The following is a 14,949-nucleotide window of genomic DNA, read 5'->3' as shown; positions in this document are numbered from 1 at the left end:
AAAAAGGGGGCGCGATGCCCCCTCATGCTTTTTGCGCAGTGTCACTTCATGCACTCGCGGAAGAATTCGATCCGTTCGACTGGACCGAGCTTCTTGGCCTCGGCCTGTTTGCGGCAGTCTTCGCGCTTGTCGAGTCGCATTTCGATCTTGTGCAGCACGCCGAGATCTTCACCCGAGGGGCCGTCTGCGGCCGTGCTCATTGCAGCCTGAAACTTCTTGATGTCTGCAGGGCTGAGTTGCGGCCGATCGATCTTGACCGTCAGCTTGTTGAGCTTGCCGGTAAAGGTGAAAGGCGGCTTGTAGTCGGCATCGTTGACGCCGGTCAGCGTGTCGGAGCCGATGTCGAAGCTCTCGTCCCACTGCAGGATCATCGGCAGCGTCTTGGGCATGGGCTTTGTATCAACGACCTTGCCGTCGACTTTCAGAGTGCCGGTGCCAGGACGGCCGACGCCCGAGAAATCGTTGAAGGCAAGCGTGCCCGCTCCCAACCCGTCATACTTGAAGTCGAACTCGACCGTATGGCGTCCCGGTGTCAGTGCGTCCGGCCCCTCCCACTTGAGGCGCTCCAGATCGACCAGATTCCACAGGAACACCGGCTTGCCTTTCAGCAGATAGAAGCCGTAGCCCGCGAAGCGCCCGCCGGAGGTCAGAATCATGCCCTCGGCGCCGCCTTGCGGCACCTCGATGTCCGCCGTGATCGTGTACGAGGCGTTGAGGATGAACGGCGAGTCGCCTTGCGGCAAACCGATCATCGGCCGCGTATAGACGAACTCGGTACGGCCGGCGGTGATGTTCGGACGCGGTGCGACGATGCGCGCCGCGACCGAGGCATCGAGCGGCAACACCTGATATTTCTTCGCCTCAGCCAGGAATTGCTTGCGCATCTCCGCAACCTTTGCGGGGTTCGCGGCCGCGATGTCGTTGGACTGGGTGAAGTCCTTGCTCAGGTCATAGAGCTGGAAGTCCTGTTTGTTGAGCGGATCGGGATTGGCGGGGCCGAACGCCTGCCAGGGCGCCCGGTTGACTTTGGTGCTCAGCATCCAGCCGTCCTTGTACAAAGCCCACTGACCCATCATCTCGAAATACTGGGTGGTGTGGCGGGACGGCGCCTTCGCGTTTTTCGCATCGAAGGTATAGAGGAAGCTCGTGCCCTCGATCGGCTTTTGCTTGATGCCGTCCACCATATCGGGGGCACGGATGCCGGTAGCCTCGAGGATGGTCGGCAGCACGTCGATCACGTGAACGAACTGCTCGCGCAGGCCGCCCTTGTCCTTGATGCGGGCCGGCCACGACACCACCATGTTCTGGTTGATGCCGCCGAGGCGTGACGCGTTCTGCTTGAACCAGTCGAACGGCGTATCGAACGCCCAGGACCAGCCGGCCGACATGTGATTGTAGGTCTGCTCGGTGCCCCAGACATCGTACCACTTCATCTGCACATCGACCGGCACCTGGACGCCATTGAAGAACGCGACCTCGTTCGGTGTCCCGTTCGGGCCGCCCTCGGCGCTGGTGCCGTTGTCGCCGTTGATGAAGATGATCAGCGTGTTGTCGAGCTTGCCGAGGTCCTCGAATTGCTGGATCACGCGGCCGATCTCGTGGTCGCTGTAAGCGGCGTAGGCGGCGAACACCTCGACTTGCCGGATGAACAACTTCTTTTCGGTGTCGGTCAGTTGATCCCACGGCTTCAGGATCTCTTTAGGCCAGGGCGTGAGTTTAGAGTCCTTCGGAATCACGCCGATGCGCTTCTGGTTTTCGAAGATGCGCTCGCGCAGTTTCTCGTAGCCGTCGTCGAACAGCTTCATGGCGCTGATCTTGTCGACCCATTCCTTGGTCGGGTGATGCGGTGCGTGCGTGGCGCCCGGCGCGTATTTGATGAAGATCGGCTTGTCAGGCTGGGTCTGGTGGATCCGGGTCATGTAGTCGATGGCGTCGTCGGCCATGCCGGTGATCAGATTCCAGGTGCCTTCCTTGCCCTGAAATGGAAAGATCTGCGTGGTGTTGCGGAACAGGTTCGGCTGCCATTGATTCGCGTCGCCGCCGATGAAGCCGTAGAAATATTCAAATCCCATCCCGGTCGGCCATTGATCGAATGGCCCGACCTGGCTCGCGGCGAATGCCGGCGTGTTGTGGTTCTTGCCGAACCACGAGGTGGCATAGCCGTTTTCGAGCAGGATGCGGCCGACGGTGGCCTTGTCCTTGTCGATGATCGAGTTGTAGCCGGGGAAGCCGGTGGACTGCTCGGAGATCACGCCGAAGCCGGCCGAGTGATGATTGCGACCGGTGATCAGCGCCGCGCGCGTCGGTGAGCAGAGCGCGGTCGAGAACATCCGATTGTAACGCAGGCCCTGGCTCGCAATGCGATCCATGGTCGGAGTCGGAATGACGCCGCCAAAGGTGCTCGGCGCACCGAATCCGGAATCGTCGGTGATGATCAGCAGAACGTTCGGTGCGCCCTTGGGAGGCACAATCCGCGGCGCCCACCACGGCTTCGACTGCAAGGCCTCTTCCCTGATGACGCCGCCGAATTTTGGATCCGGCGGCGGAAGTTGTTTTCCGTCGATCGTCGTTGTCGCACTTGGAGATCCCGGCGTGCCGGTCGCTCCCTGGGAGAGCGCCTGACTGGTCGCCAACAGAACCAGCCCCAGAGCGGTCAGTGTCGTGTTGCGTGTCGCCATGACGATATCTCCCGGCGCGAGCGAAGAGGATCAGTAGCAGGGTGGATAGGGATAATAGCCGCAGGCCGGACGCGGCGGATAATAGGCTGCCGGCGGCGGCGCGTAGTATGGCGCACCGTAAGCCGCCGCCGCACCGACTGCTGCAGCGGTCCCAACCGCCGCCGCGGCGCCCGCATAATACGCACCGCGCCACGCGGTGCGCCGTGCAGCACCAGCGAACGACAACGGCGTGAACGGACGGCCGATGATGTCGATGAAGACGGCGGCAGAGCCGTCGGCGCCGTTCAGGTCGCCTTCCAGCACATCGATATCGAAGGTCAGTTTGTCGCCCTCTAGCTTCGGTGATTTCAGCACCACGACCGCATCCTTCACGCCGGAGCCGTCCTTGGTGAAACCAGACACGGTCGCGTTCGGCGGATCTTTCGCAAAGTTATCCGTACCCTTATTCCAGTCATCGACGATCCGGCTGGTGAGATCGTGGCCGGCGGAGCGCACCGGCCGATCCGCGAATACGATCGCGTTCGGGGAAACGCCGGTCAGCACCAGTTTACCGCCTTCGAGGCTGGCACCGCGCGAATTCAGAACGAACAGCGACGGCACCACCTGCGGCTTGCCGTGTCCGATGGTTTTTTGCAGCGGCACGTGCGGTGCAGGCGCCGGGCTTTGAGAATAGGCGGCTCCCGACGTCATCAGCACGAACGATGTCAAGACACCGCTCAGAACGAGCGTTCTCATAGGCATTTCCTCTTTCAGATATTAAAATTGTCGCTGATATGAGCCAAACTTGCTTCTTCCGCGCGTCTGATCATAAGCCCCTTGTCACGCTATCAATTCGGCCGCGCTCAATCTTGCCATTTGAAGCCAGCAAAAGATGACAGTTCGAATATGTGAGCGGGATCAATCGAGACCGATTGACACGACCGCGATCGACCGTAACTTGCCGCTCACTTCGGCCGCACGTCCGGCCGTATCTCACTGAGGAGTCGAATCGATGTTTTTCAGTCGTCGCGCATTGCCGGCTGCGGTAGCATTTGTTGCATGCACCGTTACGGGCGCCGTCAATGCGCAAGCTCCCGTTCCGCCGCCGCCGCCGGGCGTGACCGGCGTGAACACAGGATTGTTGAGTTGCAATCTGTCGCCGACGATCGGCCTCGTGGTCGGTTCGCTTCAGACGATGAACTGTACATACAAGCCGGTCGGGCCGTATCCGCCTGAAATCTACACGGGCACGTTCGGCACGCTCGGCGTCGACATCGGCGTGACGCTGGCGCAAGGGTTAGCCTGGCAGGTCTACGCTCCCACAGCCGGTCCGTTGAACGGTGCGCTGGCCGGCACCTATGTCGGGCCGAGCGGCGAAATCGGCGTCGGCGTGGGCGTCGGTGCGAATATCATGTTCGGCGGCAACGGGCGCTCCTACGCGCTGCAGCCGGTCTCGCTGTCAGGCGAGGTCGCGCTCAATGTGTCGGTCGGTCTCTCCACCATCGAATTGAGGTGGGTGCCTTAACTTCCACGGCATTAGCGGATGTCCGGTGCGCCAAGGCATCCGGACGCCGCCTCGCCCTCGCAATCAGAACCGCGCGCTGATGCCTGCGATCGGTCCATGCTGCAGCATGTCGAACTGATAGAGCGTGTCGCCCGAGCCCTTGCTGTAATCGGCATAGAGGGCCCGGTATCCGAGCATGCCCGACCATTCCGCGCCATACGCTTTCGCGATCGCGAAGCGATACGCGCCGATCGCCTGCCACGAGAACTCGCTGCCGACACCGAAGCCGCCGACGTCGCCGCTCACGGTCAGCTCATGCCCCGGCGTGAATTGATGACGCAGCCGGAGGCCGACCAGGGGATCGACCCAGGTCACGTCGCCGGACCTGACGTAGGCGCGGGTGCCGTCGAAGGTGAAGGTGCGGCGCGGCAGCAGCAACGCGAGATTGGCATTCACGTCGAGGCTTGCCTCGGCCTGCTGCCACCACAACCGGCCGCCGGCATAGATGTCGACTGCGGTCGCGGAGCCAGTCGGCGTTCCCCACCGCGCCAGCTCGTACGCGCCGGCGAGTTCGGTGATGACCATCTTGATGGTGGTCTCGAAATTGGCGCCGACCCCGAGCGTCAGACGCGGGTCAAGCGAGACCGACCGTGAACCGCTCTTTGAGGCGCCGAGCAGCAGATAGGTGAAGTCGCCGATCACCGCGAAGCGGTCGTTGCGGGCCTCGAATGCGGTCATCAGGCCAAACAGCTGTTTCGGGATCTTGCGGTGAATGAGGTCGCCGAAAAAGGTCGCGTCGATGTCGGTCACGTGGCCCTTGATGGTCGAGCTGCCGTTCAGCGACGGCATCCAGGCATAGGGCGTCAGGTCGAAGCGCCAGGGGTTATAGACCGGCACAGGAGCGGGGGGAGGTGCCTTGACGAGCATGTCGGCGGCATGAACTGCAGTGCCGGCGCAAACGACGCATCCAATGAGCGATGCGGCAATCGCGGCGCGCAGCCGAAAGCGCCGACCCAAGAAATCGTTCTGACCCATAAACGCCCCCAATAGCCGCCGCCGCCGGATGCCTCTTTGGGCCCTCGGTCAACCTTGCGCTGTTGTGAAGATTACCATGATCGCCGGGGCACATGTCTTGCCATTTCCGGTCATCACATTTTCCGGCCCGTCACAAACACCGCTCGCTTTGAGGCTCTGCCGGTGATTTAGTTCCCTGCATATTCGTCAGTTTGTTGGCGCTGCAGCATGTCTGCGTTTTCCTACCACTTCTCTCACCGGTCTCTGACGCTGATCCATGTCCCGCGATTCCTGAGCGAATGCGGGATCCGGGCGGCGCCTGTCCTGCGGGATGCGGGCATCGCGCCGTCGCAGCTCGGTGATCCGGAAGCGTGGTTCGATCGCGATGTCTGTTTCAGGTTGGAAGACAGCGTCGCGCGTGCGACCGGCAGCCGGTTTTACGGACCGCAGATCGCAAACCACTATGAATTGCCGCAACTCGGATGGTGGGGCAAATCGATCGCGCAATCGCCGAACCTGCTGGCTGGACTTCAATTCGCGTCGCAGACCATCGATACCCTACAGAAGGGCACGCAATTCCGGTTGGTGAAGTACCCGAAGTGCCTTCACTTCAACTTCAATTATCTCGGCCGCGGATCGCTCGATCCCATCCAGCACATCTTCGGGACGCTGGTGGTGATCCGGAAGATCGGACTGATGACGGGAGAGCCCGGCGCGGTTTCGGTCAAGGTCGCGCGTCCGTATTCACCGGTGTTCGACGGACTGTACGATTTTCTCGGCGCGTCCATAACGTATGACTGCGACTTCGATGGCGTTGTGTTCGACAGCGACATCCTTGACGCACGGCTCGATCGCCATCCGCCCGAGCCGACGCCGTTTCTCGACACCACGCATGATGCGATCGCCCTCATCGCCAGCATGCTGCCATACGAGCATCCGACCCGCGAGCGCGTGGCAAGGCGGCTGAACATCAGCGCGCGCACCTTGCAGCGGCGGCTCAATGACTGGGGAGTTACCTTCGAGGAACTGGTGGACGAATACAGGCGAGATCGTGCGTTGCGGTTGCTGATGCGGGACGATCACAGCGTTCTGGAGATCGCCTATTCGCTTGGATATTCCGACCCGGCGCATTTCACGCGAGCGTTCAAGCGCTGGCAGGGAGTCAGTCCCCGCATTTATCGTAATGCGGTCGTGGCCGGTCTGGTGGAGAACCCACTGACGCAGGACACCGTCGAGCATTGAGCCCGCCGCTCTCCGCGGACGACGCTGCCGCCTGCCAAGAAAAAACCCCGCCGTTTCCGGCGGGGTTTGAGTTTCGTGACCTTGCAGAGGAGAGTTCAACGCACGTCGTACATCCCCAGGGACAATCGTCAGGCCGGGATACGGGCCTCTTCGTCGGACGGCTCGCGCAGCACATAGCCGCGACCCCAGACCGTCTCGATGTAGTTCTTGCCGCTCGACGCATTCGCAAGCTTCTTGCGCAGCTTGCAGATGAAGACGTCGATGATCTTGAGTTCGGGCTCGTCCATGCCGCCGTAGAGATGATTGAGGAACATCTCCTTGGTCAGGGTGGTGCCCTTGCGGAGCGAGAGCAGCTCCAGCATCTGATATTCCTTGCCGGTCAGGTGGACGCGCTGGCCATGCACCTCGACGGTCTTCTGGTCGAGATTGACCACCAGGTCGCCGGTATTGATGACCGACTGGGCGTGACCCTTGGACCGGCGCACGATCGCGTGGATGCGGGCGACCAGTTCGTCCTTGTGGAAGGGCTTGGTCATGTAGTCGTCGGCGCCAAAGCCGAGACCGCGGACCTTGTCCTCGATGCCGGCCAGGCCGGAGAGGATCAGAATCGGCGTCTTCACCTTCGAAACCCGAAGGGAGCGCAGGACCTCGAAGCCCGACATGTCGGGCAGGTTCAGGTCCAGTAGGATGATGTCGTAGTCGTAGAGTTTGCCGAGGTCGACGCCTTCCTCACCAAGGTCGGTGGTGTAGACGTTGAAGCTCTCGGATTTGAGCATCAACTCGATCGATTGCGCCGTGGCGCTATCGTCCTCGATCAGCAAAACGCGCATGCCAGTCCCCTCTCTCGCCGCTGCGGGGCCCCAAAGGTCGGCACGCCGGGCCGGCGGCCTTTCAAACGCCTTGCAACAATACGATTCGGGAACAGTAGCTTCACATGGTTAACAAAAGCTGATTCCGGTTCGCAAGGCCGATCTAGGCATGAGCTGTCGAATCGGCCTAAATTCTTACCGAGATACAGTTTTTGGCTCCACGCGAGTTTAAAGTTCCACCTCAAGAGCCGGCGCTAACCGACTCCCGGGACCAGCCCTCGACATGATGTCTCCGGCCGGTCCGTCGCACCGTCACAGGAACGGTGTCGCAATGATTAACGACGCGGGTAAACACAAAGTTAAGACGGCCGCTTTGGCGGTAACTTTAAGCGCGAGTGAAGACCATTCGCCTGCTTCGCTGTGCTTTGCGGGTCACCGATGAAAGCGCTCGCCGAACAGATCGCGGAACTGGACGGCGTCGAGATTTACGGCCGGGTGGTCGGCGTGCGGGGGCTGATGGTCGAAGTCGCGGGCCCGATCCATGCCATGTCGGTTGGCTGCAAGGTGTCGATCGAGACCGCGCCCGGCTGTTCGATCGCCGGCGAGGTGGTTGGCTTCTCCGGCAATAATGCGCTGCTGATGCCGTTCGGCGCGCTCGACGGCGTGCGACGCGGCTGCCGGGCCATCGTCTCGTCGGCCCCGGCCGCGGTGCGGCCCTCGGATGGCTGGCTCGGCCGCGTGGTCAATGCCATGGGCGAACCCATCGACGGCAAGGGGCCGCTGCCGTCCGGTGCGTCGCCCTATCCGTTCCGCGCCGCACCGCCGCCCGCCCATGCCAGGCAACGCGTCGGGGCGCCGCTCGATCTCGGTGTGCGCGCACTCAATACCTTCCTCACTTGCTGTCGCGGACAGCGCATGGGCATTTTCGCCGGCTCCGGCGTCGGCAAGTCGGTCCTGCTGTCGATGCTGGCCAAGAATGTCGAGGCCGACGTGTCGGTCATTGGCCTGGTCGGTGAGCGCGGCCGCGAGGTGCAGGAATTCCTGCAGGAGGATCTGGGCGAGGAGGGGCTGGCCCGGTCCGTGGTTGTGGTCGCGACCTCCGACGAGCCCGCCTTGATGCGGCGCCAGGCCGCCTATCTGACGCTGTCGATTGGCGAATATTTCCGCGACGAGGGCCGCGACGTCCTGGTGCTGATGGATTCGGTGACACGCTTTGCGATGGCGCAGCGCGAGATCGGCCTGTCGGCCGGTGAACCACCGACCGCCAAGGGCTATACCCCGACCGTGTTCTCCGAATTGCCGCGTCTCCTGGAGCGCGCCGGACCGGGCACAGAGGCGGGCACCATGACCGGGCTGTTCACGGTTCTGGTCGACGGCGACGACCATAACGAGCCGATCGCCGATGCGGTCCGCGGCATTCTCGACGGCCATATCGTCATGCAGCGCGCCATCGCCGAGCGCGGCCGCTACCCGGCCATCAACATCCTGAAATCGGTGTCCCGGACCATGCCGCGCGCGGCCGACCCGGCCTTCCTGCCGGTGATCACCCGCGCCAAGCAGGTGATGGCCACCTATGCCGACATGGAAGAACTGATCCGGCTCGGCGCCTACCGGCCCGGTTCGAGCGCGGAGGTGGACGAGGCGATCCGCCTGCACCAGCCGCTTGAGGCGTTTCTGGGGCAGGCCAAGGACGAGGCCACTAGCCTGAATGAAGGATATCAGCGGCTTGCCGGCATTCTCGGGAATCTGGAAACCGAAAAATAACGATAGCGCGGCACAATACCGCCATATCCCGTCCGTGCGTGTTCGCGCGGCGATTGGAATTGGGGCTTCGGGGAGTATGTGTCGATGAAGTCGCGTGACACGCTGATCAGGCTGCGGAAGTTTCAGGTGGACGAAAAGCGCCGCCGGACCATGCAGATCGAAACCATGATTGCCGAGTTCGAACGCATGAGCGTCGATCTCGAGCGCGAGGTGAAGACCGAGCAGGACCGTGCCGGTATTCAGGACCCGTCGCACTTTGCCTATCCGACCTATGCGAAGGCTGCGAACCAGCGCAAAGAAAATCTGAAGCGCTCGATCGACGATCTGCGGGTTCAGCTCGACGAAGCCAAGGCCGCGCTCGGCGAGGCTTTCGAGGAATTGAAGAAGGTCGAGTTGCTCGATGAGCGCGACCAGGCCCGCGAGCGCGCCGACAACAATGCGCGCGAGCAGATGGAGCTCGATTCCATCGGCGTCATGCGGATCAAGAACGCCGTTCGCGCCTGAACGAGCCTGCACTTCCGGGGGTTGGGTCGGCCGGGCCTTTAGGTCCGGCCGCTGTCGTTTCGATGCGGATCAGGCTCAGTCGAGCGGCTTGGCTGGAAACTGCTCGCGGCCCTCACGCGGATAATAGCATTGCATCGGCATCTGGCCCGTTGCCGGATTGCAGGTCCGCGCCCTCAATTGAGGGGCGTAGCCGAGCTGGCTGTCGCGCTCATAATAGACGTTCGGGTTTGCCGGCGGGGCCGGCGGCCTCGTCGCCGCCTGGACCGGCGGGCGCGGTGCTGCGCGTTCGCGAGTCTCCTCCCTGGTGGGGGAACGGCGTGCCTGCTGCGGCCTGGCCTGCGGTGAGGATTTCGGTTCGGCGCGTTGCGGCGTCGCGGCTTCTTGCGGCGCGCGGGCGGTGGCCGTGCCGGTGGCCGGACGGGGCGCCGGGATCGGAATCGAACCAGCGGCCGTGTTTCTCGCCGGAGCCTTTTCAGGCTGACGCTCGGGTTGTTGTGCGACGCCGACAGTGCCGGGCTCCGCGGCCGCTCCCTGGGTGTGAGGCGGCGTGTCGGCATGCCTGGTTCCGGCGGTCGCCGGTTCCGGAGCCTCGGCTGTTTCCGCGCGCACCGGCGCCTCGCTAACCGCTGGTTCGGGCGCCGACGGCTCGGCCACCTGCACCCCGGCGTCGCGATACCAGCGATAGGCTCCGTCGGCCGCCAGCACCCCGGCCGCAACGACAGCCGCGATCAGCGCGTAGGCAACTACGCGCGGGCAATTCTGAAATGTCAGTCCTGCAAGCAATCTCATGGCGATACTCGGACGCTGGACCTGTCGAAAGCCGTTCCGGGCGGCGTTACGCGGCCAATGCCGCACAGATTCAACCGCGCAGATATGGATTCAAATGACATCGGCCAGTGCGTTGTCGAGCGGATTTTGAGTTTTTGCTGAACAGGGCTGGTTAATGGCGGCGCCCGTTCGCCTTTGTGGCGCTGCGTCGAACAGCCTGTGGCAAAAGTGTAGCGAGCCCCAAGCCCCGGCTATTCGATCTTCATGCCCAGCGCGTTGACGCGCTTGCCCCATTCGCCGACGTCATCGTTGAAGCGCTTGGCGGCGGCGGCCTGATTGCCGGTGACGGGGTCAAAGCCGAGTGCGGCAAGGCGCTGCTGGAAGCCGGGCTGTTTGACGATGGCGTCGATCGCGCCGTTGAGCTTCGCGACGATATCGGCCGGCGTCTTTGCCGGCACGAACAGGCCGACCCATGACGCGGCCGTAAATCCGGCGAAGCCCGCTTCGGCGAAGGTCGGGACGTCGGTCATGCTGCCGACGCGCTGCTCGCTCATCACGCCGAGACCTTTCAGATTTCCCGAGCGCACCTGAGCGACGAGGCCGCCGCCGAGCGTGATGGAGAGCAGGTCGATGTGGTTGCCGACCGCCGCATTGATCGCGGGTGCACCGCCCTGGAACGGCACGTGGGTCGCGGGAAGCTTGGCGATTTCCTTGAAGAAATATTCGGCTGCGATATGCGAGCCGGAGCCGACGCCGGCCGACCCGAAAGTGATGGTCTTGCCTTTGGCTTCGGCGAGAAAGTCCGCGAGCGACGTCGCGGTGCTAGCCTTGCCGACGGCAAAGGCTTCCGGTGATGAAGCGACGATCGCCACCGTCTCGAGGTCACTTGCGGCGAAGCCCTTGTTCCGATGCAGCGTCTCGTTGATGGCGAGCGCGGTGGTGGTTACGAGGATGGTGTAGCCATCCGGCGCCGCGTTCGCGACCTGCCGCGCCGCCAGATTGCCGCCGGCGCCGCCGCGATTCTCCACCACGACGGTTTGCTTGAGATTTTCACCAAGCGACTGCGCGATCAGGCGGCCGATCCCGTCCGCCACGCCGCCGGCTGCGAATGCGACGAGGAAGGTGATCGGCTTTGAAGGATAATCCTGCGCGGGTGCTTGGCGGGGCCACAGCAGCAGCAACGCGCCGATGCAGACGGCCCAGTATTTGAGCATTCGCGGCATAACATCCTCCCGGATTGCCCTTGTTTATGGCGGGCTTGTCCGTCGATTAGAGCGGCGGTGCCGGGCAAAGACAAGCATTCGGTCTCAGGATGGAATAACAAACCGCGATCCGTGTTCGCTGTCTTTGACAATCTCAAACATGCCTGGAGCATATCGATGTCGCCGCGCCTTGGTTGTTTTGTCGCCGTGGCCCTCGCCATATTCGCCACGCCTGCCGCTGCGGCGGAGGTGAAGGTGCTGACCGCAGGCGCCATGAAGCAGGTGGTGCTGGCGCTGCAGCCCGAATTCGAGAAGCAGGGGCATACGCTGGTGGTCGACAACGATACCGCGGGCGCGCTGCGCAAGCGCATCGAGGGCGGCGAAACCTTCGACCTCGCGGTGATCACGCCGGGCGTCATCGATGCGCTCGGTACCGCCGGCAAGGTCGCGCCGGCGACGAAAACGAATCTCGCCCGGGTCGCGATCGGCGTCATGGTGCCGAAGGGCGCGCCGCTGCCGGACATTTCGTCGGTGGATGCGTTTCGCAATGCGCTGATGCAGGCGAAGACGGTGGCCTATATCGATCCCGCGTCCGGTGGCTCGAGCGGGATCTATCTCGACAAGCTGTTCGAGAAGTGGGGCATCGCCGACCAGATCCGCGCCAAGGCGAAGCTCAAGCGCGGTGGCTATGTCGCCGATCTGCTCGTCTCGGGTGATGCCGAACTCGGCATTCACCAGATCAGCGAGATCGTGCCGGTGAAGGAGGTGGTGCTGGTCGGCCCGCTACCGGCAGAGATCCAGAACTACACCACCTATGCCGGCGCGGTGTCGGCGACGGCGCGTGACGCTGCGGCCGCCAAGGCCTTCCTTGATCTGCTCGCCGGGCCTTCGGGCGCGGCCGTGCTGAAAGACAAGGGCATGGAGCGGCCGGCGCCGTAATCAATGTCCCGCTCGCCGCCTTGCGCGGAGGCGAGCGGGACACGTCATCACGGTCCGGTCAGTTGACCGCTTCCACCGAAAGCACCGTCAGCGAGCGGCGGCCGCCGCTCACGGTGTCCCATTCGATCGATTGGCCGACGGACAGGCCGATCAGCGCCGCGCCGATCGGCGTCAGCACGGAGATGGTGCCCTGCGAGACATCGGCCTCGCCGGGATAGACCAGCCTCAGCGTGCGAACGGCGTCGGTGACGTCGTCGCGGAACGTCACCCGCGATCCCATCGTCACCAGGCCGGGGAGGCGTTCGGATTCCTCGATCACCCGGGCGCGGTCGACTTCGCGCGCCAGGAATTCGGCGGTCTGGGCGAACGCTCCGGCGGACGAATCGGCGATTCGGGACAGCCTTTCGGCGTCCGCGCGAATCATGGCGATCGGCGGCAATTCGGGGTGCGGATAGCTCATCGTGGTTCTCCTTCGCTTGCAGCGGTGAGCAGGCCCGATACGGCGCGAGCGACCGGTTCTCAGGCCAGAATTTCGATTTTTGGGGTCGGGAAGCCGTCGGCCCGGAGGCAGGAACGGCAGAACGTCAGCCCGGAGGGCTGACAAGCGCAGCCGTCCGGGTCAGGAGCCTGCGTGCAGGCGTCCGGCGCGGAGCATGAAACGGGTCTGGTGCGCGATCATCACGGAAATCAGGTAGGAATTTGAAACCCGAAGTCAACGGCCACCGTGTCTCATGCCGCGGCTCACCGGCCGTGCTATGCATATCGAAACTGTCCGGACTGCCTCATGTCGACGACCGCCGACCTCACCGCATATCTGGCCGCCACGGCCCAAGGGGACCGGGCTGCTTTCGAGCAGCTTTACGCCGCCACGCGTGCGAAACTCTACGGTGTGGTCCTCCGTATCTTGAGGCGTCACGATCTCGCCGACGAGGTGATTCAGGAGACCTACCTCAAGATCTGGGGTAGCGCCGGGTCGTTCGACCCGTCGAAGGCGTCTCCCATCACCTGGATGGTCACGATCGCACGCAACCGGGCGATCGACCTCCTTCGCAAGCGCAGCGAGGCTTCGATCGAAGAGGAGCCGGAGGCCATGGACGTCGCCGCCGATCTGCCCAATCCGCTCGCCGCGCGTGAATTGAGCGAGGATCTGAAACGGCTGATGGCCTGCGTCGGCGCGCTCGATGGCGATCGCCAGCAGATGGTGCTGCTGGCCTATTACAACGGACTGAGCCGCGAGCAACTGGCAGCGAAGTTCGCAAAGCCTGTCAACACGATCAAGACCTGGCTGCGACGGAGCCTGATCGAGATCCGAGAATGTCTCGGATCATGAAAGGGCCGCGACGATGATGGACGAGGACCGCGAAATCTTGGCTGCCGAATATGCGCTCGGAACGCTCGATGCGTCCGAACGGGCGCAGGCCGAGCAATTGATTTTGTCCGATACCGGGTTCGCCGCGCAGGTGGAATACTGGGAGCGGCGATTGTCGGTGCTTGCCGAGGCGGTCGAAGGCGTCGAGCCGCCGGCGTCGGTCTGGAATAACATTATCGCCGGCTTGCGCGGCGCCGCGGTGCTGGCCGGCACACCGTCCGGCAGTGCCGAGATTGTTTATCTGACGCGGAAAATGAACCGCTGGCGCACGGCCACCTATGTCGCAGGCGCGCTCGCTGCTTCGCTGCTTTTGTTTATCGGCATCCGCGATGGCACCCCGCCGGCCCCGGATCTAGGACGCTACGTTGCCGTGTTGCAAGCCGACAAGGTGTCGCCCGGCTTCCTGCTCACCGTCGATCTCAAGACCAAGGATTTCACGGTGCGCCGCGTCGGCGCCGCGGTGCCGCCCGACCGGTCCTACGAACTCTGGCTGGTGCACGACAAGTTTCCGCAGCCGCGCTCGCTCGGCCTGATCGGCGATCATGAATTCACCCGCTCGCAGCTGGCTGCATTCGACCCGCAGATCATCAACGAGGCGACGTATGCGGTGACGGTCGAACCGCCGGGCGGTTCGCCGACCGGTGTTGCGACCGGGCCGATCGTTTATGCGGGCAAGCTGATCGAGGCGGTGCCGTAAGCCGGACTCAGGTCTTCGCTTTGCGGACCCATAAAAAAGTTGCGCCCCCTTGGGGGGAGGGGGCGCAACACACAACGTTGATCCCTGGGGGGAGGGAGATTCAACGTCAGAAAAACTAGCGGATGGTTCCGGCTTCGCCGGCGGCGATGGTCGGCGTCGCACGGCCCGCGCGGATCACCGGACCGGATGCGTCGAAGCGCTGAGCGAACGTGCTGGTACCGTCCGAGAAATTCGGCTTCGCCAGGATACCAACGCCCACCACCATGATGGCGGCAAAGAGCGAAACGATCACCACCTTCAGATGGGTCGCGCTGTCGGCACTGCGCAGCGAGGAATTGTTCATGACACGTCCCTGCCTGTTAACCTGCGGTCCCAGTTTGTCGGGTTCCGGCGGCGCCCGGTTCAACCTTGCGGCTGTCCGAACCTCACGAACCAAACGTAGGAACCCTTTTGGGGTTCCGCAGGGGGCTTCACATCTCG

At 63.2% G+C, this 14,949-nt stretch carries 15 protein-coding genes; 7 read left to right on the top strand and 8 right to left on the bottom strand.

Annotated features, from left to right (window positions below):
* Window positions 1-41: 41 nt before the first annotated feature.
* Window positions 42-2,678, bottom strand: a complete 2,637-nt coding sequence (locus AC5I5I_RS09825) for an arylsulfatase (protein WP_495972357.1) — start codon at window positions 2,676-2,678, stop codon at window positions 42-44.
* 30 nt (window positions 2,679-2,708) lie between these two features.
* The gene (locus AC5I5I_RS09820; protein WP_495972589.1) at window positions 2,709-3,278 is read right to left on the bottom strand and encodes a hypothetical protein; all 570 of its coding nucleotides are present in this window, start codon (window positions 3,276-3,278) and stop codon (window positions 2,709-2,711) included.
* 391 nt (window positions 3,279-3,669) lie between these two features.
* On the opposite strand from AC5I5I_RS09820, the gene AC5I5I_RS09815 reads away from it, so the two are divergent.
* Complete coding sequence (locus tag AC5I5I_RS09815; protein WP_495972355.1) at window positions 3,670-4,182, top strand: DUF992 domain-containing protein; 513 nt, start codon at window positions 3,670-3,672, stop codon at window positions 4,180-4,182.
* 63 nt (window positions 4,183-4,245) lie between these two features.
* On the opposite strand, the gene AC5I5I_RS09810 is transcribed toward AC5I5I_RS09815, so the two are convergent.
* Entirely contained in the window at window positions 4,246-5,088 is an 843-nt protein-coding gene (locus AC5I5I_RS09810; protein ID WP_495972353.1) for a hypothetical protein, read from the bottom strand.
* A gap of 315 nt (window positions 5,089-5,403) precedes the next feature.
* Here AC5I5I_RS09810 and AC5I5I_RS09805 point away from each other — a divergent pair, with 315 nt between their 5' ends.
* Window positions 5,404-6,417, top strand: coding sequence for an AraC family transcriptional regulator (locus AC5I5I_RS09805; RefSeq protein WP_495972351.1), 1,014 nt, complete (start codon window positions 5,404-5,406; stop codon window positions 6,415-6,417).
* 128 nt (window positions 6,418-6,545) lie between these two features.
* On the opposite strand, the gene ctrA is transcribed toward AC5I5I_RS09805, so the two are convergent.
* On the bottom strand, window positions 6,546-7,247 hold the full coding sequence (gene ctrA / locus AC5I5I_RS09800; protein WP_495972349.1) for a response regulator transcription factor CtrA: 702 nt from the start codon (window positions 7,245-7,247) through the stop codon (window positions 6,546-6,548).
* A gap of 417 nt (window positions 7,248-7,664) precedes the next feature.
* On the opposite strand from ctrA, the gene fliI reads away from it, so the two are divergent.
* Both fliI and fliJ read left to right on the top strand, forming a co-directional pair.
* Window positions 7,665-8,990 carry a flagellar protein export ATPase FliI gene (fliI, locus tag AC5I5I_RS09795; protein ID WP_495972347.1) on the top strand — a complete coding sequence of 442 codons (1,326 nt, stop codon included), beginning with the start codon at window positions 7,665-7,667 and terminating at the stop codon, window positions 8,988-8,990.
* An 84-nt stretch (window positions 8,991-9,074) separates the two neighbouring features.
* Window positions 9,075-9,494 carry a flagellar export protein FliJ gene (gene fliJ, locus AC5I5I_RS09790; RefSeq protein ID WP_495972345.1) on the top strand — a complete coding sequence of 140 codons (420 nt, stop codon included), beginning with the start codon at window positions 9,075-9,077 and terminating at the stop codon, window positions 9,492-9,494.
* Window positions 9,495-9,569: 75 nt separating this feature from the next.
* On the opposite strand, the gene AC5I5I_RS09785 is transcribed toward fliJ, so the two are convergent.
* On the bottom strand, window positions 9,570-10,283 hold the full coding sequence (locus tag AC5I5I_RS09785) for a hypothetical protein (RefSeq protein ID WP_495972343.1): 714 nt from the start codon (window positions 10,281-10,283) through the stop codon (window positions 9,570-9,572).
* 230 nt (window positions 10,284-10,513) lie between these two features.
* Window positions 10,514-11,485: a Bug family tripartite tricarboxylate transporter substrate binding protein gene (locus AC5I5I_RS09780; RefSeq protein WP_495972341.1), complete on the bottom strand. Its 972-nt coding sequence runs from the start codon at window positions 11,483-11,485 to the stop codon at window positions 10,514-10,516.
* 156 nt (window positions 11,486-11,641) lie between these two features.
* Here AC5I5I_RS09780 and AC5I5I_RS09775 point away from each other — a divergent pair, with 156 nt between their 5' ends.
* Complete coding sequence (locus tag AC5I5I_RS09775) at window positions 11,642-12,403, top strand: molybdate ABC transporter substrate-binding protein (RefSeq protein ID WP_495972339.1); 762 nt, start codon at window positions 11,642-11,644, stop codon at window positions 12,401-12,403.
* Between the two features lie 58 nt (window positions 12,404-12,461).
* Here the strand turns inward: AC5I5I_RS09775 and rnk are convergent, their stop codons facing one another.
* Window positions 12,462-12,863: a nucleoside diphosphate kinase regulator gene (gene rnk, locus AC5I5I_RS09770; protein ID WP_495972337.1), complete on the bottom strand. Its 402-nt coding sequence runs from the start codon at window positions 12,861-12,863 to the stop codon at window positions 12,462-12,464.
* A gap of 324 nt (window positions 12,864-13,187) precedes the next feature.
* Here rnk and AC5I5I_RS09765 point away from each other — a divergent pair, with 324 nt between their 5' ends.
* Together AC5I5I_RS09765 and AC5I5I_RS09760 are read left to right on the top strand one after the other, a co-directional pair.
* Window positions 13,188-13,733 (top strand): sigma-70 family RNA polymerase sigma factor, encoded by a 546-nt coding sequence (locus AC5I5I_RS09765; RefSeq protein WP_495972335.1) that lies wholly within the window; start codon window positions 13,188-13,190, stop codon window positions 13,731-13,733.
* Between the two features lie 13 nt (window positions 13,734-13,746).
* Complete coding sequence (locus tag AC5I5I_RS09760) at window positions 13,747-14,469, top strand: anti-sigma factor (protein WP_495972333.1); 723 nt, start codon at window positions 13,747-13,749, stop codon at window positions 14,467-14,469.
* Window positions 14,470-14,584: 115 nt separating this feature from the next.
* On the opposite strand, the gene AC5I5I_RS09755 is transcribed toward AC5I5I_RS09760, so the two are convergent.
* Window positions 14,585-14,812 carry a hypothetical protein gene (locus AC5I5I_RS09755; RefSeq protein ID WP_495972331.1) on the bottom strand — a complete coding sequence of 76 codons (228 nt, stop codon included), beginning with the start codon at window positions 14,810-14,812 and terminating at the stop codon, window positions 14,585-14,587.
* Between the last annotated feature and the right edge of the window lie 137 nt (window positions 14,813-14,949).

This window comes from Pseudorhodoplanes sp., from assembly GCF_059499825.1.
Note: the sequence above shows the minus strand (reverse complement) of the source record. Positions and strands in the feature narration are given on the sequence as shown.